21 protein-coding genes and 1 pseudogene are annotated in these 24486 nt (G+C 64.7%); 10 read left to right on the top strand and 12 right to left on the bottom strand.

All coding sequences use genetic code 11. The features are described from left to right. Positions 1-21: 21 nt before the first annotated feature. Both MMG94_RS13275 and MMG94_RS13270 read left to right on the top strand, forming a co-directional pair. Positions 22-750: a hypothetical protein gene (locus tag MMG94_RS13275; protein ID WP_016920167.1), complete on the top strand. Its 729-nt coding sequence runs from the start codon at positions 22-24 to the stop codon at positions 748-750. Between the two features lie 157 nt (positions 751-907). Beyond that, on the top strand, positions 908-1267 hold the full coding sequence (locus MMG94_RS13270; RefSeq protein WP_016920166.1) for a DUF983 domain-containing protein: 360 nt from the start codon (positions 908-910) through the stop codon (positions 1265-1267). A gap of 56 nt (positions 1268-1323) precedes the next feature. Here the strand turns inward: MMG94_RS13270 and MMG94_RS13265 are convergent, their stop codons facing one another. Next, a complete protein-coding gene (locus MMG94_RS13265) occupies positions 1324-2901 on the bottom strand; it encodes a B12-binding domain-containing radical SAM protein (protein WP_040579252.1) in 1578 nt (525 codons plus the stop codon). A 180-nt stretch (positions 2902-3081) separates the two neighbouring features. Continuing rightward, entirely contained in the window at positions 3082-3567 is a 486-nt protein-coding gene (locus MMG94_RS13260; protein ID WP_244415350.1) for an RT0821/Lpp0805 family surface protein, read from the bottom strand. A 63-nt stretch (positions 3568-3630) separates the two neighbouring features. Between MMG94_RS13260 and pdxH the strand changes: the two genes are divergently transcribed. From pdxH to MMG94_RS13225, 7 genes are all read left to right on the top strand, one after another. Continuing rightward, positions 3631-4245: a pyridoxamine 5'-phosphate oxidase gene (gene pdxH, locus MMG94_RS13255; RefSeq protein WP_026016279.1), complete on the top strand. Its 615-nt coding sequence runs from the start codon at positions 3631-3633 to the stop codon at positions 4243-4245. Positions 4246-4255: 10 nt separating this feature from the next. Then, positions 4256-4807 (top strand): TIGR02301 family protein, encoded by a 552-nt coding sequence (locus tag MMG94_RS13250; RefSeq protein WP_016920161.1) that lies wholly within the window; start codon positions 4256-4258, stop codon positions 4805-4807. 79 nt (positions 4808-4886) lie between these two features. Next, positions 4887-5141: a hypothetical protein gene (locus tag MMG94_RS13245; protein ID WP_016920160.1), complete on the top strand. Its 255-nt coding sequence runs from the start codon at positions 4887-4889 to the stop codon at positions 5139-5141. A 147-nt stretch (positions 5142-5288) separates the two neighbouring features. After that, positions 5289-6386, top strand: a complete 1098-nt coding sequence (locus MMG94_RS13240; RefSeq protein WP_016920159.1) for a histidine phosphatase family protein — start codon at positions 5289-5291, stop codon at positions 6384-6386. Positions 6387-6427: 41 nt separating this feature from the next. After that, entirely contained in the window at positions 6428-7738 is a 1311-nt protein-coding gene (locus tag MMG94_RS13235) for an Nramp family divalent metal transporter (RefSeq protein WP_016920158.1), read from the top strand. 66 nt (positions 7739-7804) lie between these two features. Next, the gene (locus MMG94_RS13230; RefSeq protein ID WP_016920157.1) at positions 7805-8095 is read left to right on the top strand and encodes a hypothetical protein; all 291 of its coding nucleotides are present in this window, start codon (positions 7805-7807) and stop codon (positions 8093-8095) included. Between the two features lie 111 nt (positions 8096-8206). Next, complete coding sequence (locus MMG94_RS13225; RefSeq protein ID WP_016920156.1) at positions 8207-9160, top strand: DnaJ C-terminal domain-containing protein; 954 nt, start codon at positions 8207-8209, stop codon at positions 9158-9160. Here the strand turns inward: MMG94_RS13225 and MMG94_RS13220 are convergent. Further along, the gene (locus tag MMG94_RS13220; RefSeq protein ID WP_016920155.1) at positions 9157-9657 is read right to left on the bottom strand and encodes a GNAT family N-acetyltransferase; all 501 of its coding nucleotides are present in this window, start codon (positions 9655-9657) and stop codon (positions 9157-9159) included. The genes MMG94_RS13225 and MMG94_RS13220 overlap by 4 nt on opposite strands. Beyond that, entirely contained in the window at positions 9654-9935 is a 282-nt protein-coding gene (locus MMG94_RS13215) for a type II toxin-antitoxin system TacA family antitoxin (protein WP_016920154.1), read from the bottom strand. Before MMG94_RS13215 ends, MMG94_RS13220 begins: the two co-directional genes overlap by 4 nt. Positions 9936-10257: 322 nt before the next feature. Between MMG94_RS13215 and ispG the strand changes: the two genes are divergently transcribed. After that, positions 10258-11553, top strand: a complete 1296-nt coding sequence (ispG, locus tag MMG94_RS13210; protein ID WP_016920153.1) for a flavodoxin-dependent (E)-4-hydroxy-3-methylbut-2-enyl-diphosphate synthase — start codon at positions 10258-10260, stop codon at positions 11551-11553. 144 nt (positions 11554-11697) lie between these two features. Here ispG and MMG94_RS13205 read toward each other — a convergent pair whose 3' ends face one another. The 8 genes and pseudogenes from MMG94_RS13205 to MMG94_RS13170 form a co-directional block, all read right to left on the bottom strand. Then, the gene (locus MMG94_RS13205) at positions 11698-12537 is read right to left on the bottom strand and encodes a uracil-DNA glycosylase (protein WP_016920152.1); all 840 of its coding nucleotides are present in this window, start codon (positions 12535-12537) and stop codon (positions 11698-11700) included. 120 nt (positions 12538-12657) lie between these two features. Next, positions 12658-13518: an AraC family transcriptional regulator gene (locus MMG94_RS13200; RefSeq protein WP_016920151.1), complete on the bottom strand. Its 861-nt coding sequence runs from the start codon at positions 13516-13518 to the stop codon at positions 12658-12660. A gap of 110 nt (positions 13519-13628) precedes the next feature. Continuing rightward, the gene (locus MMG94_RS13195) at positions 13629-13847 is read right to left on the bottom strand and encodes a YbdD/YjiX family protein (RefSeq protein ID WP_016920150.1); all 219 of its coding nucleotides are present in this window, start codon (positions 13845-13847) and stop codon (positions 13629-13631) included. After that, a pseudogene (locus MMG94_RS13190) lies at positions 13822-15899 on the bottom strand (carbon starvation CstA family protein). The gene MMG94_RS13195 and the pseudogene MMG94_RS13190 overlap by 26 nt, the downstream one beginning before the upstream one ends. 228 nt (positions 15900-16127) lie before the next feature. Then, positions 16128-19850, bottom strand: coding sequence for a methionine synthase (metH, locus tag MMG94_RS13185; protein ID WP_016920148.1), 3723 nt, complete (start codon positions 19848-19850; stop codon positions 16128-16130). Beyond that, entirely contained in the window at positions 19847-20746 is a 900-nt protein-coding gene (gene metF / locus MMG94_RS13180) for a methylenetetrahydrofolate reductase [NAD(P)H] (protein WP_016920147.1), read from the bottom strand. Before metF ends, metH begins: the two co-directional genes overlap by 4 nt. Then, positions 20746-21756: an ArsR/SmtB family transcription factor gene (locus tag MMG94_RS13175; protein WP_016920146.1), complete on the bottom strand. Its 1011-nt coding sequence runs from the start codon at positions 21754-21756 to the stop codon at positions 20746-20748. The genes metF and MMG94_RS13175 overlap by 1 nt, the downstream gene beginning before the upstream one ends. Before the next feature lie 672 nt (positions 21757-22428). Then, on the bottom strand, positions 22429-24390 hold the full coding sequence (locus MMG94_RS13170) for an acyl CoA:acetate/3-ketoacid CoA transferase (RefSeq protein WP_016920145.1): 1962 nt from the start codon (positions 24388-24390) through the stop codon (positions 22429-22431). Positions 24391-24486 lie beyond the last annotated feature (96 nt).

The raw sequence follows: 24486 nt of genomic DNA, 5'->3' as shown, positions 1-24486 counted from the left end.
TGAGCGCATGGAGAGATCGAAATGAAACCCTGGACGACATTCATCCCGCCGCTCTTCCTCACGGCCGTCGCAACCACCGCTTCCGCTGAGGAAGCGCCCAATTGCCGCAACGGCATATTTGTCGAAGAGGGCGTGGCCTACGGGCTCGCCAGGGTGACGGGCGGCGACAGGCTCTCTTTCATCGAGGACGCGTATTATTGCGACAAGGAAAAGCAAAAGGCGCCCTGTCCGATATGTCCGAGCGAGGACGCCGCCTGCCGGAGCAAGAGCTATCTCATTCCCGGCGATCTCGTCATCACGGGGAGGTCCTTCAAAGGCTATCGCTGCATCCTCTATCGCAATGAAAAGGATTTCGCCGGCTCCGCCGGATATGTTCCCGAGAACCGGCTGGAAGCGCTGCCCGCCGCGACGGTGACGCAAAAGGATTGGCTCGGCGAGTGGCGGATGGGCGACGATTCGATCACGCTGCGCGCCAGGGGCGCCAAGCTCGCCGCGAGCGGCGTAGCCTATTGGCCCTCGGCCAATCCCTCGCCCAAGGAGGTTCCGGGCGGCCCGCATATGGGACAGATGTCGGGCGTCGCGGCGCCCATGAGCGACAGGATCGCTTTCGCCGATGCGGAAGACGAGTGCCATGTCAGCCTGACGCTGCTGCCCCCTTTCCTGCTCGCGCGCGACGACAATCGATGCGGCGGCATGAATGTGCGGTTCGACGGCGTATATTTGCGGGCGGGGAAGTCCCGAAAACGTTGAACAGCGTTACCGGTTTGCGCGCGCCTTCGCGCGTCGGCCCGTCCCGAATTGGGAAGCGCGGCACGAGACGGGGACAAAAAGCGTCCGAATCGGAACCGCTTGATTCGCGCCGCGCGGTCATGAACAAAGCCTTACGATCACGAGCGAGGACGAATCCATGAGCGATGCGGCGACGACGGCGAAGATATTGTGGCGCGGCGCGCGCATGAAATGCCCCGCCTGCGGCGAGGGGCGCTTGTTCAAGAATTATCTGACGCGTGCGGACGCCTGCCCGCATTGCGGCGAAAGTTTCGAAGGGCTGGACGCAGATGACGGGCCGGCCTGGCTCACCATCGGCCTCGTCGCCCATATCGTCGTGCCGCTGCTCATCTTCCTGGAGCGCGGCGAGCTCATGCCCTATTGGCGGGAAGCCGGTATCCTGATCTTCGTGACGATCGTTTCGGCGCTGTTTTTTCTGCCCGTCTCGAAGGGCTTCTTCGTCGCCGCCCTGTGGCTCATCAACCGCAAGCCGGCGTGAGGCTTGCGGCGAAGCGGACCGCCGGAAGGCGGCCCGAGCGTTTTCCCGGCGGCGATCTACGCGGTGACGACCGCTTCGGTTCTCGCCGCCGCGGCCGGCGGCGCCACGGGCGGGAAGGAGAGCTTGGGCTCCCAATAGCTGCCGCGGTCGAACATGTAGCGGGCCTGCGCATATTGGAAGAGGATGCGCGCGACGATGGTCATGGTCTCCGGCTTGCGCACGGCGGCGCCCCAGACCTTGTTCCACATGCGGCCTTCCGCCGTCCCGTATCTGGTGATGCGCGTCATGGCGGCCTGCACGGCCTGCTTCTCCACTTCGCGCAGGGCGCCAGGATCCATGGGCCGCGGCGCCGGGCCGTTGCGATGGCGGCCGAACGTGTCGATCAGATGCAGCATGCGCTCCTGGAAGGCCGCCGGCGCATAGAGCGCATTGCAGAGATTCTGCATGCCGTTATGAAGCTCCTCCATGCTCATCGTCGTGCATTGGATATTGGAGCTCCACGGCACGGCCTGCGTCTCGACGCCGCCGGTCAGGAGCCGCCCTTCGCGCTGGATGCGGTCAAAGAGCGGCGTCGCCTCGGAGGCCATGAGCGCGCCGAGGCTGTAGATCGGGATCGGCGTCGCCATGGCGAAATCATATTGCTGCGCGAAGACGCCCGGTCCGTCGTGATCGAAGCCGACGATCATGCCGCCCATCACCGACATGCCGCGGTCGACGAGCTTCTGGATCTCGTCGACGAGGCTGATCTTGAGATTCTGCCGTTTGCCCGTCTCGCGCAGGCTTTCGATATTGGGCGTCTCGATGCCGACAAAGACCTGCGTGAGGCCCGCCGCGACGCACATGTCCAGCAATTCGTCGTCGCGCGTCGCGTCGATCGAGATTTGCGTGACGAACTCCATCGGCTTGCCCTGCCGCCATTCGGCGATCGCGGCGAGCAGCTCCTTGCAGTGGGCGCGATAGGCGGTGAAATTATCGTCGGCGAGGAAGGTGGTGCGATAGCCGAATCTCCACAGCGCGTCGATCTCGGCGATCACATTGCCGATGGGTTTATGGCGCTGCTTACGGCCGAGATATTGGATGACGTCGCAAAATTCGCATTCGAAGGGACAGCCGCGCGAGGTCTGCACGGCGCCGAGCATGGCGCGGTCGTTATTGTAGAGATCCCAGCGCGGAAACGGCGAATGCGCGAGCGACGGCTTGTCGCCGAAATAGGCGTCCTTGAGGCGGCGCCCGGTCAGATCGGCGAAGAAGCCCTCCGCGATCTCCTCGATCTCGCCGCAGACGAGCGTGTCGCAATGGTCGCGCAGCCGCGCGGGCGAGAGGCTGGCGTAGGGGCCGCCGATCACGACGGTCTTGCCGCGCCGGCGGAACTCGTCGGCGATGGCGGTCATGCGCAGGCGCTGGCTGACTTTGCCGGTGACGAGAATGAAGTCGGAATCGTCGTTGAAATCGACCGGCTCCATCGTTTCGTCGCAGAGGCGGATCCTATAATCCGAGGGCGCGAAGGCGGCGACGGTCGCGCTTGCGAGATCGGCCATCATCACGCCGCCGGGATAAGCCGACGCGCCGAGAACTTCGCCTCCGAAATAAGTTGGAAAATCGCCAGCGGGATTGATGATGTAAATTGACGTCATGGCCCAGCCCCAGCAAATGAACGCTGCTTTACTATTCCATTGGCCGAACGTCGTCGCAAGCTTTGGCGTTGGCGACGCCGGAAGACAGTATTCGTCCGCCTTCGACGCGTAGAACGCTCCGAACATCAAGCTTTTTCAAAATCTGAACGCAAGCGCGGCCATTTGCGCGGCGCCGCGCGCTCAGCTTTTTTTGAAGGGCCGAAGTTCGGTCAGGGCCCATTCCGCCGTCTTTTCGCGGCAGGCGGCGCCTTGCAGCCGCTCGACGTTCTCGCTCGCCGAAACGTCGGCGAGGAAGGAGCGGCAGATTTTTCCGTCGAGAGGATAGGCCTGTCCGACCGGCGTGAAAGAGCCCTTGGCGCCCGATTGCGGATTGTCCCAATTGACGCTGGCGCCGCTTCCCTGCGGATCGAGCGCCGTGCTCATCGCCGCCACGGCGCGCCGCAGATCTTCCGGGTCGAGACGGCGCGAAAGTTTGAGAGGAGGTTTGGCGATGGAGCCGGTGACGTCTTCCGGCGCGCCGCCCTGCCACATGGCGGAAGAGGAAGACGCGGAAACGGGAATGGCGACGGAGCAGCTCGAGAGCGTACAGAGGGCGACAATCGGCGCAAGGATGGCGGCCGGCGGGAATTGAGCGGAGAAGCCAGCGGCGATATGTCTATTACGCAAGAACAGCAAAGCGCCACCTTCCAACGCGCTACGCCCTCGATGGGCACGGGAGAGGATATTCGCGTGAACGCGTTAACTTCGGGTGACTTCGTCGAGGCCGCGGAGCCTTTTGCCCTTTTCGGTCAATGGTTCGAGGAGGCGCGCGCAAAAGAGATCAATGATCCGGAAGCGATGGTCGTCGCGACGGCCGACGCCGAAGGGCTGCCCGATGCGCGCATGGTGCTGATGAAGGAATGGAGTCCGCAGGGCTTCGTTTTCTACACCAATGCGGAGAGCGCGAAGGGCCGTCAGCTTGGCGAAAACGCCAAGGCGGCCGGTCTTTTCCACTGGAAATCGCTTCGCCGCCAGGTCCGGCTGCGCGGCCCCGTCGAGCCGGTGAGCGAGACGGAGTCGGATGAATATTACAACAGCCGCCCGCGCGATTCGCGCATCGGCGCCTGGGCGAGCCAGCAGTCGCGTCCGCTCGAGAGCCGCTTCGCGCTGGAAAAGGCGGTCGCGACCTATGCGGCGAAATTTGCGATCGGCGGAATTCCGCGTCCGCCCTATTGGCGCGGCTTCCGCATCATGCCCGTCGCCATGGAGTTCTGGCAGGATCGTCCGTTCCGCCTGCATGATCGCCTGCGCTTTTTCCGTGATGCGCCGGGCGCCGATTGGCGCAAGGAACGGCTTTATCCATGAGGCTCCATCCATGAGGCTCCGGACGGCCGGGGCCGTCGCGCTCGCATGCGCCCTCTCGCTGGCGTCGCCCGTCGCGGCGCAGGGAATTCTCGACCTCTTCGGCCCGGACCGCCCGGCGCGCGCGCCGCGTCCGGCGCGCGACGTCCCTCGCGCGGAAAAGAAGAAGCCCGAGGCCAAGAAGAAACGCGAGCGCGCGAACGCCCCGGCGGAAGCGGCCAAAGCCGATGCGAAGGGGGCCGCAGGGTCCGAAACGCCTGCGCCGCCCTATGAGGCCCAGCTCGTCCGTCTTTCGGAAATCATCGGCGCGCTCGCTTATCTGCGGGAGATCTGCGGCGAGAAGGACGCGGAGGATTGGCGCGGCAAAATGTCCGCCCTGCTCGACGCGGAAGCGCCGAGCGGTCCGCGTCGGGACAAATATGTCGCCGCCTTCAATCGCGGCTTCCGCGGCTATGAGCTGACCTATCGGGCCTGCACCGAAAACGCCAAAGCCGCGACCGCCCGCTATCTGGAGGAAGCCGCGAAAATCTCCCGCGACGTGACGTACCGCTTCGGCAGCCCCTAAAGAATCTTTTCAATTCTGAATTAACCTTTTGGAAAGACGCGTGTCGCGCGGCGGGGCCGGCTTGTCTAAAGTGCTTTCCATGACGCAGCTGACTTTTGCCTCTTTCGACGAGACCGGCGCCGAGCAACACCGCGCCGCGCTCGCCTATGTGACCGAAGCCTTCGCCGAAGCGATCCTCGCCGGGATCGAAAGCGATTCCTTCGCTCAGGCGGCGCTGTCGGCGGCGCTGCGCGAACTGGTCGCGACCTATGGCGAGGAAAGCGTCGCGAGCTTCGCCCAATCCCTGCCCGAACGCATTCGCGCGGGGGAGTTCACCTTCGCCCTGAGGCATTGAGGCTCTCGCAGGCGTCGGCGCCAAAAGAAGCCTGACATTTGCGTGAAAATCAGGCAAAAGAGCCCCGCGTATCGGCGCTGGGGGCGATTTTTTGCGCAAGGCCCGCGCGCCTATCGGCCGGCCGACTGACGCCGCCGTGGACGAGAAATGACCCGCACCATTCTCTGTCTCGCCCGCCATGGCGAGACGAATTGGAACATTGAGAGGCGCTTTCAGGGCCAGTTCGACATTGCGCTGAACGCGCGCGGCCGCGCCCAGGCGGAAGCGCTTGCGCGCGAATTGAAGGACGCGCATTTCGACCGCGTCTATTCGAGCGATCTGCGCCGGGCGATGAACACCGCCGCGCCGATCGCCGAGGCGCGCGGCCTTTCCGTGCTCGCGACCCAGCGGCTGCGGGAAAAGGACGACGGCGCCTGGCAGGGCCATACCCACGCCGAGGTGCAGGTCAAATATGCCGGCGATTATCCGCATTACCTTGCGCGCACGCCCAATTTCGCGGCGCCCGAGGGCGAGACGCTGGAGGAGTTCTCCCGCCGCGTCCGCACTGTCCTGACCGACATTGCGAGGGAAAGCGCCGGCCTGACGGTGCTGGTCGTCGCCCATGCCGGCGTCCTCGACATCGCCTGGCGCCTGGCGACGGGCAGGGCGCTGAGCGAGAAGCGCGAGCATCCCGTGCTCAACGCCACGCCGAATTGGGTCGCCTTCGAGGACGGGCGCTGGTCGCTCGTGAACTGGGCGCAGCCCGAGGGCCGGCCGGAAATCGCCGCGCCCTGGGACGGGCTGACGCTGCCCCGCCGAGAAGCGGCCCGCGCGCTGATCGTGAACCAAAAGAACGAAGCGCTGCTCATGCAATATGCCGGCGGACTCTCGCCGCATTTCCTGGCGCTCGGGCGTCAGCATTTCTGGGCGACGCCCGGCGGCGCCTTGAGAGAGGACGAAAGCTTCGAAGCGGCGGTGAAGCGCGAGCTGCGCGAGGAGACGGGGCTCATCCTCGACGGCGATCCCGGCCCTGTCGTCGCCACGCGGGAATTTCCCATGGAGCTCGGCGACGATTGGCAGCAGGCGGTCGAGCGCTATTTCCTCATCAGAACGGAAGAGTTTGCGCCCTCGCCGGAAAGTCTTACGCCCGAGGAGAAGGTCCATACGCTCGGCTGGCGCTGGTGGTCCGCCGAGGCGATCGAAGCGTCCGACGAGCTGATCTTCCCCGAAGCGCTCGCGGCGTTGTTGCGCAAGGCGACGTCCTGAACGCGCGCCTCCAGGCCGGGCGCGACCGGCCGGAGGCATGTTTGTCCTTTTCCACTCCTGCTTCGTTCGCTCCAGGCCGCGAGCTGCGCCGGTCGGTCGCCGTGCCCGGCGACGGCCGGCTCCTGCGGCGCTTCGTCGTCTTTCTCGGACCGGGCTATCTCGTCGCAACCGGCTATATGGACCCCGGCAATTGGGCCACCGCGCTCGCCGGCGGATCCAAATTCGGAACGGCGCTGCTCTTTGTCGCGGTGCTGTCGAGTCTCATGGCGATCGTGCTGCAATCCCTTTCCGCGCGGCTCGGCGTCGCCGCGCAGCTCGATCTCGCCCAGGTCTGCCGCGCCCATACGCCCCGACCGGTCGCCGTCGGCCTTTGGCTCCTCGCGGAAGCGGGGATTTTCGCGACCGATCTCGCCGAAGTCATCGGCACGGCGGTGGGGCTCGAACTTCTCTTCGGCCTGCCGCTCGCCGTCGGCGTCGCCGTCACGGCCCTGGATACGTTTCTCATTCTCGCTTTCGAGCGGCTCGGCTTTCGCAAGCTCGAGCTCTTCGTCGCCGCGACGCTACTCCTCATCGGTCTCGCCTTCGCCGCGGAGCTCGCATTGGCGCGGCCGGATCCGGGGGCGATCGCCCGCGGGCTCGCGCCGACGCCCCAAATCCTCTCCGATCCCGAAATGCTCTATCTCGGGCTCGGCATACTGGGCGCGACGGTCATGCCGCATAATCTCTTCCTTCACTCCTTCATCGTGCAGACGCGCGCCGTCGGCGCCTCGGCGGCGGAACGGCGCGAAGCCATCCGCTTCGCCGTGATCGACTCGTCGCTCGCCCTGCTTTTCGCATTGCTGGTCAATGGCGCGATCCTGGTTCTGGCGGCGGCCGTCTTTCATGCGAGCGGCCACACGGAGGTGGCGGAACTCAGCGAGGCGCATCGGCTCATCGCGCCGCTTCTCGGCGCGCCTGTCGCGGCGACGCTCTTCGCCCTCGCGCTCATCGCCTGCGGGCTGAACTCGACCGTCACCGCGACTCTCGCCGGCCAGATCGTGATGGAGGGCTTCGTGAATCTGCGCGTTTCGCCGGCGATGAGACGGCTCGTCACGCGCGCGCTCGCCATCGCCCCGGCGATCGCCGTCACGCTCTATGCGGGCGAGAACGCGACGGCGCGCCTCCTGGTGCTGAGCCAGGTCGTTTTGAGCGTGACGCTGCCCTTCGCGGTCGTTCCGCTGGTGCTCTTCACGGCGCGCCGCAGCGTCATGGGCGCGCTTGTCGCGCCGCGCCGCACGACCATCCTCGCCGCCGCCATCGCGGCGATGATCGTCGCGCTCAATGCGAGGCTGCTCTGGGACGCCGTCTTCTGATGCGGCGCCCGGAACATGGCCCGGGCTTGCGCGTTCGGGGGAATAAGCTCAAACCCGAGTGATCTCATGAAAGTGCAAGTTCTCGGCGACGCCGAAATCGAAAAAGCGCTGATCTCGCCGACCGCCATATTCGACGAGCCCGAGGAGGTGGTTCAATCCAAGGCTCTCGCCAAATTGATGAAGATCGAAATCCTGAAGCGTTGGGAGCTCGACGCTCGGGCGCTCCAGCGGGCGACGGAAGAGAATATGTCGGGCGGCGAGCCGCCGCCCCTCGACGCCGTCAACGAAGCGCTCGCCAAGCTCGATCCTGACGGCAAGGCTTTGGCGGATTTCGAAAAAGCCCCGACCAAACTCTAACGGAGGCCCCGGCGCCGCTTGCGTTGGGCCGACGCTTCTCCCACATATTAGCTCAGACATTTGCGCCCGCGCCGCTTTCGGGCGGGCGCTCCTATGGGCTATTGAACGACAATGCGCGACCCCTACGACGTTCTCGGCGTTTCCAAGTCAGCGAGCGCGGCCGACATCAAGAAGGCCTATCGTTCGCTTGCGAAAAAATATCATCCCGACCGCAACAAGGACGACGCGAAAGCCAAGGAGCGCTTCGCGGAGATCAACACGGCCTATGAAATCGTCGGCGACGAGAAGAAGAAGGCACAGTTCGACCGCGGCGAGATCGGCCCCGACGGGAAACCGCGCGGCTTCGAAGGCTTTGGGGCGGGACCCGGCGGCTTCACGCGAGGCTGGCGCACGGCCGGCGGCGCGCCCGGCGGCGAGCAGCATTACGAATTCAATTTCGGCGGCGGCCAGGGAGGAGCCGGCGGCTTCGACCCCAGCGACCTCTTCGCCGACCTCTTCGGCGGACGCCGTCGCGGCCAGGCGGCCCCGACGCGCGGCGACGACGTCGTCGCGACCGCGACCGTGCCGCTCGAGACCGTGGCCAAAGGCGGCTCGGCCCGCGTGATCCTGCCCTCGGGACGCACGCTGGAGGTGAAGATCCCCGCAGGCGTCGAGGACGGCCAGCAGATCCGTCTGCGCGGCCAGGGCCAGCCCGGCCTGCGCGGCGGCGAATCGGGCGACGCCCTGGTGAGCGTGAAGGTTGCGCCGCATCCCTATTTCAAGGTCGACGGGCGCGACCTGCGGGTTGATCTGCCCATCGCGGTCTATGAGGCGGCGCTCGGCGCGAAGGTGCAGACGCCGACGCTCGACGGCAAGGTGGAGCTCGCCGTGCCGGCGGGCTCCAATGGCGGCCGCACGCTGCGCCTGCGCGGGAAGGGCCTTCCGGCGACGGAGTCCAAACCCGCCGGGGACCTCTATGTGTCGCTGAAAATCATGCTGCCCGAGGACCCCGACGCCGATTTCGACGCGAAGATGCGGGAACTGCGGGATCGGCATGGGTACGATCCGCGGCGGAAGATGGGTTAGTCCAGGGCCGCGCGTAGATCGATAAGCGTCGCCATGAGCGTCATGGGATCTAGTGGCGACGGCGTAAATCCCGTTGCTTGATAAAAAGCCGCGGCCTCGGCGGATATTGCGTGGACGAGCATCCCCCGGATGCCGATCGCGTTGGACGCTGCGAGCACGCGCTGGAAAGCGTCCTTCGCGAGCGCTCGCCCGAGACCCTGCTTCTGCCAGCTTCGGTCGATTGCGAGCCGCCCGAGGACGGCGACCGGCACGGGCACGGGGTCGGGCATGTTGCGCTTCAGCCGGTTGGTCGCCTCCGCCAAATCGACGGCGCCGGAAGCGAGTGCGAAATAAGCGACGATCGTCTCATCGTTGCAGACGACATATGTGCGAGAAGCCCCGCTCGCCTGATTTGGACGTGCGCGTTTCTTCAGCCATTCGTCCATCGCAACGGAGCCGCAGTCGAAAACGGACAGATCGTCGGTCTCCAATATCGGGCGCGGCGGCGCGAGCGTCACTCCCAGGGAGCCCGCGTCTTCATGGTGCGGCGAAGCCGCTCATTGGGTTGCGGCGGGGCGTCCAGCAGCGCGACGAAAGCGTCAAAAGCCGCCGAATCGACGCGCCACAACCTGCGATCCAGCAAGGCGTCCTGCGCCGCGCGCCGGCCGGCGTCCAGCAGGAAATCCGTCCGGCTCTTCCCGACAAGCGTGGCCGCACGATCGATCAGTTCGCGATCGCCCGGCTTAACCCGCAGATTGAGCGTATCGCGCTTGGCTGTGTTGGATCTTGATTGCATATCGCAGGGTATCATGGCGTAACGCTAATGTCATTACATCAAAGCGGGGGCGTCGCTCCCCGGTCGCGCGGTCGCGTGTAAGCTGCGGCGCTTCTAAGGAGGAAGAGCCCAATGAAACAACCGAACCCGCAACTGAAATTGCCACTTGATGAAACCTCGCATGACATTCGCCCGAGGCGTCCCGTCCGAAAAAAGCGGCGCGTGCGGGATTGGCGTGACGACGCGCAAATGAAGTTGCCCCTCCCGGACCCTCCCTGACCTTGACCCACGCCCAATTCCGCGCGACTTGAGGGCGAAGTCCAACGGAGCCGCGACGAGAGCCATGACCGACGCCGTCGAAACCCGCCTGCCCGATCCCGTTTCCGCCGAACCGGCGCCGCGCAAGAAAACGTGCGCCGTGCGCATCGGCGAAGGCGCGGGGTCGGTCGTGGTGGGCGGTGGCGCGCCGATCGTCGTGCAGTCCATGACCAACACCGATACGGCCGACGTGGATTCGACCGTCGCGCAGGTGACGGCGTTGGCGCAGGCGGGCTCGGAGCTCGTCCGCATCACGGTCGACCGTGACGAGGCGGCGGCGGCCGTCCCGCATATTCGCGAGAAGCTCGACAGGAAGGGGATCAATGTCCCCCTCGTCGGCGACTTCCATTATATCGGCCACAAGCTGCTCGCCGATCATCCGGCCTGCGCCGAGGCGCTCGCCAAATACCGCATCAATCCGGGCAATGTCGGCTTCAAGGACAAGAAGGACAAGCAGTTCGCCGCGATCGTGGAGCTTGCGGCCAAGCACGACAAGGCCGTGCGCATCGGCGCCAATTGGGGCTCGCTCGATCAGGAGCTCCTGACGCATCTCATGGACATCAACGCGGCCTCCGACCGCCCGATCGACGCGCGCGCCGTGACGCGCGAGGCGCTGGCCCGGTCGGCGCTGATCTCCGCCGCCCGCGCGGAAGACATCGGCCTCGCCAGGGACCGCATCGTCATTTCTGCCAAGGTTTCGGCGGTGCAGGACCTCATCGCCGTCTATCGCATGCTCGCGCAGCGCGGCGATTACGCGCTGCATCTCGGCCTCACCGAGGCGGGCATGGGCACCAAGGGCGTCGTCGCCTCGGCTGCGGCGCTCGGCGTGCTGTTGCAGGACGGCGTCGGCGACACGATCCGCGTCTCGCTCACCCCCGAGCCCGGCGGGGATCGTTCGCTCGAAGTGCGCGTCGCTCAGGAAATCCTGCAGACCATGGGCTTCCGCACCTTCGTGCCGCTCGTCGCCGCCTGCCCCGGCTGCGGCCGCACCACCTCTACCGTGTTTCAGGAGCTCGCCCGCGACATTCAGGCGCATATCCGCGAGCGCATGCCCGTCTGGCGCGCGCAATATCCCGGCGTCGAGACGCTCAATGTCGCGGTGATGGGCTGCATCGTGAACGGCCCCGGCGAGTCGAAGCATGCCGATATCGGCATTTCGCTGCCCGGCACGGGCGAAACCCCGGCGGCGCCGGTCTTTATCGACGGCAAAAAGGCGATGACGCTGCGCGGCGAGGGCATCGCGGAAGAGTTTACGAAGATCGTCGACGACTACATTGCGCGCCGCTATGGCGGCGTGAAGGAAGGCGCGGCGGCGGAGTAAAGCGTTCCCGCCTTCTAAATGAAAGCCGCGATCCGCCCCCTCGCCCCGCTTGCGGGGAGAGGGCTGGGGTGAGGGGCGAGCCGCATCGGCAATGCTGGGGGCGCTGGCGCCCCGCGACGGCGTCCGCGAATGTCGCCTTGCCCCTCACCCTAACCCTCTCCCCGCAAGCGGGGAGAGGGAACTGGCCGCCGCCCGCAAATCGCGCCAGGCCGCAGGCTTCAGCGCCGCCTGCTTCAGCATGGAATCGAGACTGCTGAACACATAAGCGCGCGCCCTATGCGCGCCGCATTCGATATCGAACGGCCTGCCCCGCAGCTTGCCGAGCGGCTCGCTCGCTGCGATCATCGCCCGCGCCGGCGCCTCGCCGAAAAGCAGCACAACCTCCGGACGCGCCAGCTCCACATGACGGCGCGCGAAGGGGGCGAAGATCGCCAATTGCTGGGGCGTCATCGCCATCACGCCGGGCGGGCGCCATGGCGAAACATAAGCGAGATAGGCGTTGTCGCGCCCGCGCCCGATCGCCTTCAGCATATTGTCGAGAAGCCGCGCCTGTTCGCCGCAAAAGGCTTCGCCCGTTGATTCCTCCGCGACGCCCGGCGCGCCATCGAGAACCATGAGGGGCGCGCCCGGCGTTCCGGCGAAGAGTAGAAAATGCCGCGCCATCTCGCGAAAAGGGGCGTACGGAAAATCGGCGAGCGCGGCGGCGAGTTCGTCGAGCGTCCGGGCGTTCGCCGCCGCCTCTTCCGCCGCGCGCGCGGCGTCGTCCGGCGCGGCGATAGCGGGCGCGGGGCGCGGACGCGGCGCCGGCTCACGCCCCGGCGGCGCGCGGGGAGTGGGTGCCGCCGCCGCGACAGGCGCCTCTACGGGCTTGAGACTTTCCGCGTAGCGATCATGCGGCGCCTCGTCGAGCGCGAGATCGACGCCGCTCTCGACATACCAGTCGAGCAGCGCCGCGAGCGCCTGGAGATCGCCGCCAATCCTCATCGCCTGCACCTGAGCCGTTTGGTTGCGCCAGCTTTGTGGCTCATCAGCCCGATCCTACCACCGGCCGCCGCCACGGCGGCCTTTTTTCTGCAGCGTCAGGTCCAGCGGTCGCGCGCACATCTATTTGAGCGGCAGATAGACGTCTGTCACGAGCGCGTGTTCGGGCGTCTCCGGCAGAAGATTCAGATAGTGGAAAAACAACGGAAAATCCCGCAGTTCCTCGCCGCTGCCGGGCAACCAGTCGCGGTAGAGGTAATAGGCGCACTCGCCAATCCGGTCATGTGAGCCAAGATGGCGCGCCACCGCGCAACGGCCGCCGGGAATGATCTTGTTCACGACGCCTTGAGGATTGGCGGGAACGGGCGCATTCACCTCGCCGCAAATATCGAAGCGAAAGGCTTGAGGCGCGACCGCGTCGGGATTGTCGAAGGCGACGCCGAACGTGCGGCGCCTGTCCTTTGGCGACAATTTGCTCTCCTTGCGCCATTCGATGAACCTTCGCGCAGTGTCGTTCAGCGATTCCGGCGGCCCGCGATGCTCCAGGGCCGCCACTTTGACTTCCTCAAAATCAACGATCTTCACGTCCATGATTCTTCTCCTCTCCGAAGACAGAAATTGAAAGCTCTCGCGCCATGGCTTCCAGGCGGGAGCTGTTCGGAAGTGAGAAGGCGTGCGTCCATATTCCCGTTTGAACGCGCGGGAGAACGATTCAGGCGTCTCGAAGCCGGCCTCGAGGGCAATGTCGATGACCCGCGCCCCTGGATCGAACACGAGTCGACGGGACGCCCTTTTCAGGCGCAGCAGTTGGACGTAGCGGGACACGCTCGCGCCAACATAAGCGGAGAACTGCCTGTGAAAGTGGAACTTTGAAAAGTTCGCCTCCCGGCTTAGCCGTTCGACGGTCAGCGCCTCGTCAAGATGAGTCTCGATGAAATCGAGAACCTTGGCGAACCGCTCCGCATAGGCGCCGGAATCGTTCATTTCCTCCTCCTCGAACGATGGCGACCATGCGTGAAGCGGAGAGAGGTTTCCTGATCGGAATTGCTATTTTTCAGCCCGTCCAATTTCAGGGAGACGCTGACACTGACCCATCAACAACATCGGAACGCCCGTTCTCCGCCGGCGCCGAAGCGCGCATTCTCGCGCGCGCGAAAGAACTCCTCGCGCGTCATGATCTCTTGTCCGTCATGCGTCGCCCGCCTATGCGCGACATAGGCGTCGTAATCGCCCTGTCCCACCATCAGTCGCGCGCCGTCGCGCAGCTTCGTTGCGAGTTTCGCGAGATCAAGCCCCGGCAGGCAGCAATTCATCTTCGCTCTCCCGCGTGGTGACAGCGTCGGCGGCGCGCGCGTCGCGGATGGATTTCAACGCGAAGCCGAGGATCGAAAGCACCAGCACGATGTAAATCGAACATAGACCTGCGTCGACATAGTCGTTGAAAATGACGCGATGCATCTCCTCGACCGTTTTCGCCGGCGCGAGCAATTGTCCCTTGTCGAGCGCCGCCGCGAATTTCTTCGCGTGCGCGAGGAAGCCGATCTTGGGGTCGTCGTGGAAAATCTTCTCCAGCCCCGCCGTCATGGTGCAGATGTAAAGCCATGCCGTCGGAATGATCGCGACGAAGGCGTAGCGCTCGCGCTTCATGCGGAAGAGAACGACGGTGCAGAGCGTCAGCGCCATCGCCGCGAGCATTGGTTCGCGATGCCGAAGAGCGGCCAGAGCGTGTTGATGCCGCCGAGCGGATCGATCACGCCCTGATAGAGAAAATAGCCCCAGCCCGTGACGGCGATGGCGGTGGCGGCGAGGTTCGGACCCCAAGCCTGCGTCCGCCGGAAGGCGGGGACGAATGTGCCGATGAGATCCTGAATCATGAAGCGTGCGACGCGCGTGCCGGCGTCGATCGTGGTGAGGATGAACAGCGCCTCGAACAGGATCGCGAAATGATACCAGAAGGACATGGCGGTCGCGCCGCCGATGACCTTGGAGAGAATATGCGCCATGCCGACGGCGAGAGTCGGCGCGCCGCCGGTGCGGGAGAGAATCGTCTTCTCGCCGACGTCATGCGCGACGCCCGAAAGCGTCTCGGGCGTCACCGCGAAACCCCATGACGAGATGGCCGAAGCCGCCGCCTCGGGCGTCGCGCCGATGATCGCCGGCGCGCTGTTCATCGCGAAATAGACGCCGGGCTCGAGGCAGGTCGCGGCGATGAGCGCCATGATGGCCACAAAACTTTCCATCAGCATGGCGCCGTAGCCGATGAAGCGCGTCTGGGTTTCGTCCGCGATCATCTTCGGCGTGGTGCCGGAAGAGACGAGCGCATGAAAGCCCGACACGGCGCCGCAAGCGATGGTGATGAAAAGGAAGGGGAAGACGCTCCCCGCGAAGACCGGCCCCGTGCCGTCGATGAAGCGGCTCACGGCGGGCATTTTGAGATCGGGCCAGACGATGAAGATGCCGAGCGCGAGCGACAGGATCGTGCCGATTTTCAGGAAGGTGGAGAGATAGTCGCGCGGCGCGAGCAGCAGCCATACGGGCAGCACCGAGGCGATGAAGCCATAGGCGATGAGCATGAAGGCGAGCGTCTCGCCCTTATAGGCGAAGAGCGGCGCGAGCGTCGCGCTCTCGGCGACGGTGCGGCCGAAGGCGATGCTGGCGAGCAAGAGCACGAAGCCGATGATCGACATCTCGCCGATGCGGCCCGGCCGGATGTAGCGGCCATAGACGCCCATGAAGACGGCGATGGGCAGCGTCGCGAAGACGGTGAAGGCGCCCCACGGACTGTCGGCCAAAGCCTTCACGACGACGAGCGCCAGCACCGCGAGCAGGATGATCATGATGGAGAGAATGCCCGCCATGGCGATGACGCCGGGGACATGGCCCATCTCCGTCTTGATGAGATCGCCGAGCGAGCGCCCGTCGCGGCGCGTCGAGATGAAGAGGACGAGAAAGTCCTGCACGGCGCCGGCGAAGATCACACCCGTCAGCAGCCAGAGCGTCCCCGGCAGATAGCCCATCTGCGCCGCGAGGACGGGGCCGACGAGCGGTCCGGCGCCGGCGATGGCCGCGAAATGATGGCCGAAAAGCACCCATTTATCGGTCGGCACATAATCGAGCCCGTCATTGCGCCGATGCGCGGGCGTGCGCCGCGCCGCGTCGAGGCCGAGCACTTTGTCGGCGATGAAGCGCGAATAGAAGCGATAGCCGATGGCGTAGACGCCGATGGCGGCCGTCACCAGCCACATGGCGTTGACCGGCTCGCCGCGCGCGGTCGCGAGCGTGTAGAGCGCGAAAAGCGCGAGGGCGGAGACGAGCGCCCAAACAACGTAAGTAACGGGGCTGTGACGGGACGAAGCCGAAGACATTTCGCGCGCCCTGCGTGTTATCCCCCTCTCCCCGCTCGCGGGGAGAGGGCAGGGTGAGGGGCAAGGGGTTCAAAGATCAAGCGTGTTGACGCAAAACTATCCAGTGGGCGCCAAGGCGTCTATAGCGCGGCGCTGAAAAAGCGCTTCGCGGCGTTGCTCGTCGAAAAGAGGGGGACGACGGCCTTGCCCCTCACCCTGACCCTCTCCCCGCGCGCGGGGAGAGGGGAGTCACGCCGCCGTTTCCACCGCCATCGGCTCGTAATTCAGAATCGGCGCGAGCCAGCGCTCGACTTCCGCAACCGGCATGCCCTTACGCGCCGCGTAATCCTCGACCTGATCGCGCTCCACCTTGGCGACGCCGAAATAATGCGCCTGTGGATGGCCGATATAGAGGCCGCTGACGGAGGCCGCCGGCGTCATCGCGAAGCTCTCGGTGAGCTTCACGCCCGTGCGCCTCTCGACGCCGAGCAGATCGAACAAAGTCGCCTTCTCGGTGTGGTCGGGCTGCGCGGGATAGCCGGGCGCGGGGCGGATGCCGGCGTAAGGCTCGGCGATCAACTCGTTCGGCGAGAAGGCCTCGTCCGTCGCATAGCCCCAGAATTCGCGGCGCACGCGCTCATGCATGCGCTCGGCGAAAGCCTCCGCGATGCGGTCGGCGAGCGCCTTCACCATGATCGAACCGTAATCGTCATTGGCGCGCGCGTAGCGGGCGGAAATCTTCTCCTCCTCCGCGCCGGCCGTGACGACGAAGGCGCCGACATAATCGGCCTTGCCGCTCTCCCTCGGCGCGACGAAATCGGCGAGCGCGATATTCGCCCTGCCGTCGCGCTTGCCGAGCTGCTGGCGCAGGGTGAAGAAAGTCGCCAGCCGCTCATTGCGCGACTCGCCCGTATAGAGCGCGATGTCGTCGCCCACGCTGTTCGCCGGCCAGAAGCCGATGACGGCCTTGGGCGTGAACCAGCGCTCCTCCACGATCCGCTTCAGCATGGCCTGCGCATCCTCGAAGAGCTGACGCGCCGCCGCGCCGCGCTCGGCATCGTCGAGCAGAGCGGGATAGCGGCCCTTGAACTCCCAGGTCTGGAAGAAGGGCGTCCAGTCGATATAGGGAACGAGCTCCGCGACGTCGTAGCTGGTGAAAGCGCGCGCGCCGGTGAAGCTCGGCTTTGCCGGCGCATAGGCCGCCCAGTCGATCTTGTAATGGTTCTTGCGCGCCGCCTCGAGCGACACGCGTTGCTTGTCGGCCTGCGCGCGCGCATGCGCATCGGCGACGCGCTCATATTCGGCGCGGGTCTCGGCGATGTAATCGCCGCGCGTTTTCTGTGAGACGAGGGCCTGCGCCACGCCGACCGCCCGGCTCGCATCGGTCACATAGACCGCTTGGCCGCGGCGGTAGTTCGGATTGATCTTGACCGCCGTATGCACGCGGCTCGTCGTCGCGCCGCCGATGAGGAGCGGCATGTCGAGGCCTTCGCGCTCAAGTTCGGAAGCGACGAAGCACATTTCATCGAGAGAAGGCGTAATGAGGCCGGACAGGCCGATGAGATCGACCTTCTCGGATTTCGCGACTTCGAGAATCTTCGCGCAAGGCGTCATGACGCCGAGGTCGATGATCTCGAAATTGTTGCAGCCCAGCACGACGCCGACAATGTTCTTGCCGATGTCGTGCACGTCGCCCTTCACCGTCGCGAGCAGAATCTTGCCGGCGGAAGAGCGCGCATTCTTTTCGTTCTCCATGAAGGGCATGAGATAGGCGACGGCCTGCTTCATCACGCGCGCCGATTTGACGACCTGCGGCAGGAACATCTTGCCCTGTCCGAAGAGGTCGCCGACGACATTCATGCCCGCCATCAGCGGGCCTTCGATCACGTCGAGCGGCCGCGCGGCCTTCTGGCGCGCTTCCTCGACATCGGCCTCGATATATTCGGTGACGCCATTGACGAGCGCATATTCGAGCCGCTTCTCGACGCCCTGCTCGCGCCAGGCGGCGTCCTTCTCGGCGGATTTCGCGCCGGCGCCCTTGAACTTCTCCGCCGCTTCCACGAGCCGCTCAGTCGAATCCTTGCGGCGATTCAGCACCACGTCTTCGCAAAGCTCGCGCAATTCGGGGTCGATCTTCTCATAGACCGCGAGCTGCCCGGCATTGACGATGCCCATATCCATACCCGCCTGAATGGCGTGGTAGAGGAAGACGGAATGCATCGCCTCGCGTACGGGCTCGTTGCCGCGGAACGAGAAGGAGAGATTGGAGACGCCGCCCGAAATATGGGCGTAAGGCAGATCGCGCTTGATGAGGCGCGCGGCTTCGATGAAGTCGACGCCGTAATTCTCATGCTCTTCGATGCCCGTCGCCACGGCGAAGATGTTGGGATCAAAGATGATGTCCTGGGGCGGAAAGCCGACGGCCTCCGTGAGGATCCCATAGGCGCGCGCGCAGATCTCGACCTTGCGCTGGAGCGTGTCGGCCTGACCCGTTTCGTCGAACGCCATGACGACGACGGCGGCGCCGTAGCGGCGCACCTTCCGCGCGTCGGAGATGAATTTCTCCTCGCCTTCCTTCATCGAGATGGAGTTGACGACGCCCTTGCCCTGAAGGCATTTCAGGCCGGCTTCGATGACCTCGAATTTCGAGGAGTCGACCATCACCGGCACGCGGGCGATGTCAGGCTCGGCGGCGAGGAGATTGAGAAAATCGATCATCGCCTGCTTCGAATCCAGCAGGCCTTCGTCCATATTGACGTCGATCACCTGCGCGCCATTGGCGACCTGATCGCGCGCAACATCGAGCGCCGCGGCATAATCGCCATTGGTGATGAGCTTGCGGAACTTCGCCGAGCCCGTGACATTGGTGCGCTCGCCGACATTCACGAAGGGAATGTCCTTGGTGAGCGCGAAGGGCTCGAGCCCGGAAAGGCGCAGCATCGGCTCGATCTTCGGCACGATGCGGGGCTTGACGCCCTTCACCTTCTGCGCGATGGCGCCGATATGGTCGGGCGTCGTGCCGCAGCAGCCGCCGAGGATGTTGACGAGGCCGGTGGAAGCGAATTCGCCGACGAGCTCCGCCATATATTCCGGGCTTTCGTCATAGAGGCCGAATTCGTTGGGCAGGCCGGCATTGGGGAAGGCGCAGACGCGCGTATCCGCCACGCGGCCGATTTCCGCGATATGCTGACGCATCTCGCGCGCCCCGAGGGCGCAATTGAACCCGATGGAAAAAGGCTTGGCGTGCGCCAGCGAATTCCAGAAGGCGATGGAGGTCTGGCCGGAAAGCGTGCGGCCGGAGAGATCGGTGATCGTGCCCGAGATCATGATCGGGAAACGCGCGCCCACTTCCTCGAAAGCGTCTTCAAGCGCATAGATCGCGGCCTTGGCGTTCAGCGTGTCGAAGATCGTCTCGACCAGCATGATGTCGGCGCCGCCCGCGATGAGGCCGAGCGCCTGCTCCTTATAGGCCGTGCGCAGCTCGTCGAAAGTGACGGCGCGAAAGCCCGGATTCGACACGTCCGGCGAGATGGAGGCGGTGCGGTTCGTGGGTCCCATGGAGCCGGCGACGAAGCGGCGCACGCCCGTCTTCGCCGCGATTTCGTCCGCCGCTTCGCGCGCGAGCTTCGCGCCTTCGCGATTCAGCTCGAAGACGATGGATTCGAGGCCGTAATCGGCCTGCGCGATCGTCGTGCCGCTGAAAGTGTTGGTCTCGATGATATCGGCGCCGGCTTCGAGATATTGCGTGTGGATCGCCTTGATCGCTTCAGGCTGCGTGAGGATCAGAAGGTCATTATTGCCTTTGAGATCCTTGGGGTGATCCGCAAAGCGCGCGCCGCGGAAATCGCTTTCCTCGAATTTGTGGCGCTGGATCATCGTGCCCATGGCGCCATCGAGAATGAGGATGCGCGAAGACGCCGCTTCTTCGAGCGCCTTCAAGATGTTCGGACCGTGATTCTTGTCGAAGGTCATGCGTTTACTTTCTCGCGGACGGGACGAACGCCGAGGAGGTGGCAAATGGCGAAGACCATATCGGCGCGATTATTGGTGTAGAAATGGAAATCCTCGACGCCGGCGCGGGCGAGGCCCATCACCTGCTCGACGACAGTCGTCGCGGCGACGAGGGCGCGGGTTTCGGCGTCGTCGTCGAGTCCCTCGAAGCGCTCGGCGACCCAGCGCGGCACGCTCGCGCCGGCCTTGGTCGCGAAATTCGCGACCTGCCTGAAATTGCGGATCGGCATGATGCCCGGCACGATCGGAATCGTGATCCCCCTCCCGCGCGCCTTGTCGAGAAACCTGAAATAGATATCGTTGTCGAAGAAGAACTGCGTGATGGCGCGCGTCGCGCCCGCGTCGATCTTCGCTTCCAGCGCATCGAGATCCCGCTCGATCGACCCGCTTTCGGGATGGCCCTCGGGATAGGTGGAGACGGAAATCTCGAAATCATGCAGGCGGCGAATGCCGCGCACGAGATCGGAGGAATGGGCGTAGCCTTCCGGATTGGCCTCGAATTTCGTGCCGACGCCGGTCGGCGGATCGCCGCGCAGCGCGACAATGTGGCGAACGCCGGCGTCCCAATAGCCGCGCAGAATATCGTCGATCTCATCGCGCGACGACGAAACGCAGGTGAGATGCGCCGCCGGCTTCATCCGCGTTTCGCGGGCCATGCGCGCGACGATGGCGTGAGTGCGCTCGCGCGTCGAGCCGCCCGCGCCATAAGTCACGGAGACGAAATGCGGCTGAAGACGTTCGAGACGCTTCACCGACTCCCAGAGCTGCGTCTCCATTTCCGGCGTCTTCGGCGGAAAGAATTCGTAGGAGATGTTGAACCGCTTCGACGAAGCGGAAGGGTGGAGCGCGTTGAACATCAGGCGGTCTCCAGGGAAGAAGCGGGAATCGGGTCGGCGATGATGCGCGGATCTCGCGCGAGCCACAGCGAGACGGTGAGCTTCGCGCCCTCCTTGGCCTCGGGCGCGAGTTCGCGGTGAAAGAGGGTTTCGAGACCCGCTTGCGCCAGAAGGCCGGCGATCTCTTTCTCCGAAAAACCGAGGCGCCGATGCGCATGCTTGTCGCGCAGCGCTTCTTCGTGATGCGGCGCGAAGTCGACGACGAGAAGGCGGCCGCCCGGCGCCAGGACGCGGGCCGCCTCGCGCAGCGCCCGGGCGGGATCGTCGAGATAGTGCAGCACCTGATGCATGATGGCGAGATCGACGGAGTTGCGCTCGATTGGCAGAGCGTAAATGTCGCCCTGCCGCAGTTGCACATTGCGCAGGCCGGTCTCCTCCATCCGGCCGCGCGCCACGGCGAGCATGGCTGTCGAAAGATCGACGCCGATGGCGCGGTCGGCCAGCGGCGCGAAAAGCTCCAGCATGCGGCCGGCGCCGGCGCCGAGATCGAGCAAAGTGCGCACGGGTTTCTCGCCCACGGCGTTGCGCATGGCTTCTTCGACGAGCGCCTCGGGGACGTGCAGCGAACGGATGTCGTCCCACTCGGCGGCATGGGCGGCGAAATAGCGCGCGGCGTTCTCGGCGCGCGCATGCCGCACTTCGGCGAGTCGGGCGTCGTCCTCGGCGAGTATGGGATCGTCGGCGTCGAGCCAGGCGGCGATGTCGCGCGCGAGCGCGCTGGCGGGGCCCGCCGGCGTGAGCCGGAAAAAGGCCCAGGCGCCTTCTCGGCGGCGCTCGACGAGGCCGGCCTCGACGAGAAGTTTCAGATGCCGCGAGACGCGGGGTTGCGATTGGCCCAGGATCGCGACGACTTCGCTGACCGTGAGTTCCGACTGCGCCAGAAGCGCCAGGAGACGCAGGCGCGTTTCCTCGCCAGCGGCGTTGAGCGCCGCGAGCGCCGGGTCGAGCCTCAGGGAAATGGGAGCAGTCATCCGGCCTCTCAAGCTAGATATAAAGATATCTATATGCGTTGATTGTTTGTGATGCAAGCGGCAAATCGCCTGCGCGCGGCTGCGGCGCCGATCCCGAAAAAGAGCTCGAACTTGCCGCTTGACGGAATCGAAAAACGGGCGCAACCTTTTGAAACATCGCGACCGTCTCTGGCCAATAAGAGGCGGGTTCGCTCGGGCGGGACCTCGATGCGAGTGCGATAAGGGATATGTCGGCGAAGAACCCCTGCGCCGGCGGAGCCGAAGCAACGAAGTTGCGAGAGGAGCATGACGCCACCGGGTCAGATCGTTTGACCGGCGTTTCGTTCCGGTCAGATCGGGAGGTCGGGCTCAGCGCTGCCTGACAATTCCGAACCCTCCATAGAGCCTCTTATGACCAGGGCAGCTCGCCGCGAAGGCCAAGCAGCGGGCGACCCTCCCAAACTGGACCATCCCAGAGCGCTTCTCGTGAGGAGAAGCATCGGCCCCGATCGCATCAGGCGACGGGGCCTTTTGGTTTTGACGCCGGGCTCTGTGACTGGCCCCGCGTCCCATTTCCGGCGCGTAGCGAGATCAAGGCCAGTCAGCGTCTTCATTTGTGTTTTTCGTCTTTGCGACGCTGAAAACAAAACGGCCGCCCGAAGGCGGCCATTCGATCCCGTCAGCGACTGCGCCTTACGCCGGCGTCTTTTCCTCTTCCGACGCCACGACCTCGAGGAAAGTCTCGGCGGCCTCGCGGCGTTCGAAGACGTGGGGCTGCAGGCCGCGCTTGGCCATGGCTTCCTTCATCTTCATGCGGGCGAAGGCCGAGGTCGCATAGCGCGTCGTCGTCAGATAATAGCGCTGGCTCAGATATTCGATCATCTCGGCGTAATCGTCATAAAGCGCTTCATTGATATGCGCGCCATCGTGATTGACGACTGAGTTCACGCGCTTGCCGACCTTTTCGCAGGCGGCGACGAGCGCCTTGCTCATCTCGTCAATGTCCTTCTTGGTGCGCGCGTTCCAGCCCTCGAGATTGAGAAAGAGGATGTTGCGTCCCGCGTCGTAGCTGATGCGCTGATCCAGATTGAGATTCAGCAGGTCGTTCATCAGCCCCATCGGCTCGTCGATGAAAATGCGCTTATCCATCAGGACCGGCTCATTGATGATCGGCTTGAAGTCCATGAAGGGCAGAATGTGCTTGTCGATGTCGATCCCCGGCGCGACCTCGACGAGCTCCAGCCCGTTCTCCTTGAGCTGGAAGACGCAGCGTTCGGTCACGTAATAGACGGGCTGCTTGCGCTTCTGGGCGAATTTGCCGGAGAAGGTCGTCTGCTCGACGGAGTTGAGGAACTTCTTGTTCCGTCCCTCCTGCACGATATTGACTTTGCCGTCCGCGATCTCGACGCGCAGGCCGCCATTGGTGAAGGTGCCGGCGAAGACGACGAGGCGCGCGTTCTGGCTGATATTGATGAAGCCGCCGCAGCCGTTGAGGCGTCCGCCGAATTTCGAGGTGTTGACATTGCCCTGCAAGTCGCATTCGGCCATGCCGAGGCAGGTCATGTCGAGACCGCCGCCGTCATAGAAGTCGAATTGCTGGTTCTGCTGAATGATGCTGTCGGCGTTGGTCGCGGCGCCGAAGCTCGACCCCGAGGCGAGCACGCCGCCAATCGCGCCGGCTTCCGTCGTGAGCGTGATGTACGGCGTGAGCTTTTCTTCATTGGCGACGGCGGCGATGCCCTCCGGCGCGCCGACGCCGAGATTCACGACGCCGTTCGGCGGCAATTCGAAAGCGGCGCGACGGGCGATGACCTTGCGCTCGTCGAGCGGCATTTTGGCGAACTTCTCGACCGGCACGCGGACTTCGCCCGCAAGCGCGGCGTTGTACATCACGCCGTAATTCATGCGGTGCAGCTCGGGCTGGTCCGCGACCACGACGGCCGATACCAGAATGCCGGGAACATGCACGTCCTTGGGTTTGATCGAGCCCTGCTCGACGATGCGCTCGACCTGCGCGATGACGAGGCCGCCATTATTGTGGGCGGCCATGGCTTGGGCGAGATTGTCGAGGACCAGCGCCTCCTTCTCCATCGAGATATTGCCGGAAGGGTCCGCCGAGGTGCCGCGGATGAAGGCGACGTCGATCTTGGTGGCGATATAGAAGAGCCACTCTTCGCCCTGAATATTGTGATATTTGACGATGTCTTCGGTTGTAACCTCGTTCACCTTGCCGCCGCCGAAGCGCGGATCGACATAAGTATAGAGGCCGACTTTCGAGAAGAGCCCCGGCTGGCCCGAGGCGCAGGCGCGGTAGAGCTGCGAGATGACGCCTTGGGGCAGGTTGTAGCCCAGAATCTTGTTTTCCTGCGCGGCCTGGGCGACCTTGGGCATGCGGCCGAAATTGGCGGCGATGACGCGCTTGAGCAGACCTTCGTGATGGAAACGGCCCGTGCCGAGGCCCTTGGAGTCGCCGGCGCCGGCGGTCATAATGAGGGTGAGGTCGCGCGGATGCTGTGACTCGACGAAGCGCTTCTCCAGCGCGGCGTGCAGCGCCTCGGGGATGCAGCTCTGGACGAAGCCCGTCGTGGTGACGACGTCGTTGTCGCGAATGAGCGCAATCGCCTCATCGGCGCTGATAACCTTGTTATTGGCCATGTCCTCAGATGTCCCCTCGAGACCGCTCTTTAGGGCGCGGGCGTCTTTTGCGCAGCTGCTCGGCGGTCTTCTTGCTTAAATGACAGGCGCAAGGGT

Origin of the sequence: Methylocystis parvus OBBP, from assembly GCF_027571405.1 — a bacterium.
GTDB lineage: Bacteria > Pseudomonadota > Alphaproteobacteria > Rhizobiales > Beijerinckiaceae > Methylocystis > Methylocystis parva.
Note: the sequence above shows the minus strand (reverse complement) of the source record. Positions and strands in the feature narration are given on the sequence as shown.

Bases quoted from the DNA above. Each gene is read 5' to 3' on its own strand.
- MMG94_RS13170 (WP_016920145.1), bottom strand. From the start codon at position 24,390: ATGGCCAATAACAAGGTTATCAGCGCCGATGAGGCGATTGCGCTCATT.
- MMG94_RS13195 (WP_016920150.1), bottom strand. From the start codon at position 13,847: ATGAATTGCTGCCTGCCGGGGCTTGATCTCGCGAAACTCGCAACGAAG.
- MMG94_RS13215 (WP_016920154.1), bottom strand. From the start codon at position 9,935: ATGCAATCAAGATCCAACACAGCCAAGCGCGATACGCTCAATCTGCGG.
- MMG94_RS13275 (WP_016920167.1), top strand. From the start codon at position 22: ATGAAACCCTGGACGACATTCATCCCGCCGCTCTTCCTCACGGCCGTC.
- MMG94_RS13245 (WP_016920160.1), top strand. From the start codon at position 4,887: ATGACGCAGCTGACTTTTGCCTCTTTCGACGAGACCGGCGCCGAGCAA.
- MMG94_RS13265 (WP_040579252.1), bottom strand. From the start codon at position 2,901: ATGACGTCAATTTACATCATCAATCCCGCTGGCGATTTTCCAACTTAT.
- MMG94_RS13175 (WP_016920146.1), bottom strand. From the start codon at position 21,756: ATGACTGCTCCCATTTCCCTGAGGCTCGACCCGGCGCTCGCGGCGCTC.
- MMG94_RS13200 (WP_016920151.1), bottom strand. From the start codon at position 13,518: ATGAACGATTCCGGCGCCTATGCGGAGCGGTTCGCCAAGGTTCTCGAT.
- ispG (WP_016920153.1), top strand. From the start codon at position 10,258: ATGACCGACGCCGTCGAAACCCGCCTGCCCGATCCCGTTTCCGCCGAA.
- MMG94_RS13205 (WP_016920152.1), bottom strand. From the start codon at position 12,537: ATGAGGATTGGCGGCGATCTCCAGGCGCTCGCGGCGCTGCTCGACTGG.
- metH (WP_016920148.1), bottom strand. From the start codon at position 19,850: ATGACCTTCGACAAGAATCACGGTCCGAACATCTTGAAGGCGCTCGAA.
- MMG94_RS13250 (WP_016920161.1), top strand. From the start codon at position 4,256: ATGAGGCTCCGGACGGCCGGGGCCGTCGCGCTCGCATGCGCCCTCTCG.
- MMG94_RS13270 (WP_016920166.1), top strand. From the start codon at position 908: ATGAGCGATGCGGCGACGACGGCGAAGATATTGTGGCGCGGCGCGCGC.
- MMG94_RS13230 (WP_016920157.1), top strand. From the start codon at position 7,805: ATGAAAGTGCAAGTTCTCGGCGACGCCGAAATCGAAAAAGCGCTGATC.
- metF (WP_016920147.1), bottom strand. From the start codon at position 20,746: ATGTTCAACGCGCTCCACCCTTCCGCTTCGTCGAAGCGGTTCAACATC.
- MMG94_RS13225 (WP_016920156.1), top strand. From the start codon at position 8,207: ATGCGCGACCCCTACGACGTTCTCGGCGTTTCCAAGTCAGCGAGCGCG.
- MMG94_RS13240 (WP_016920159.1), top strand. From the start codon at position 5,289: ATGACCCGCACCATTCTCTGTCTCGCCCGCCATGGCGAGACGAATTGG.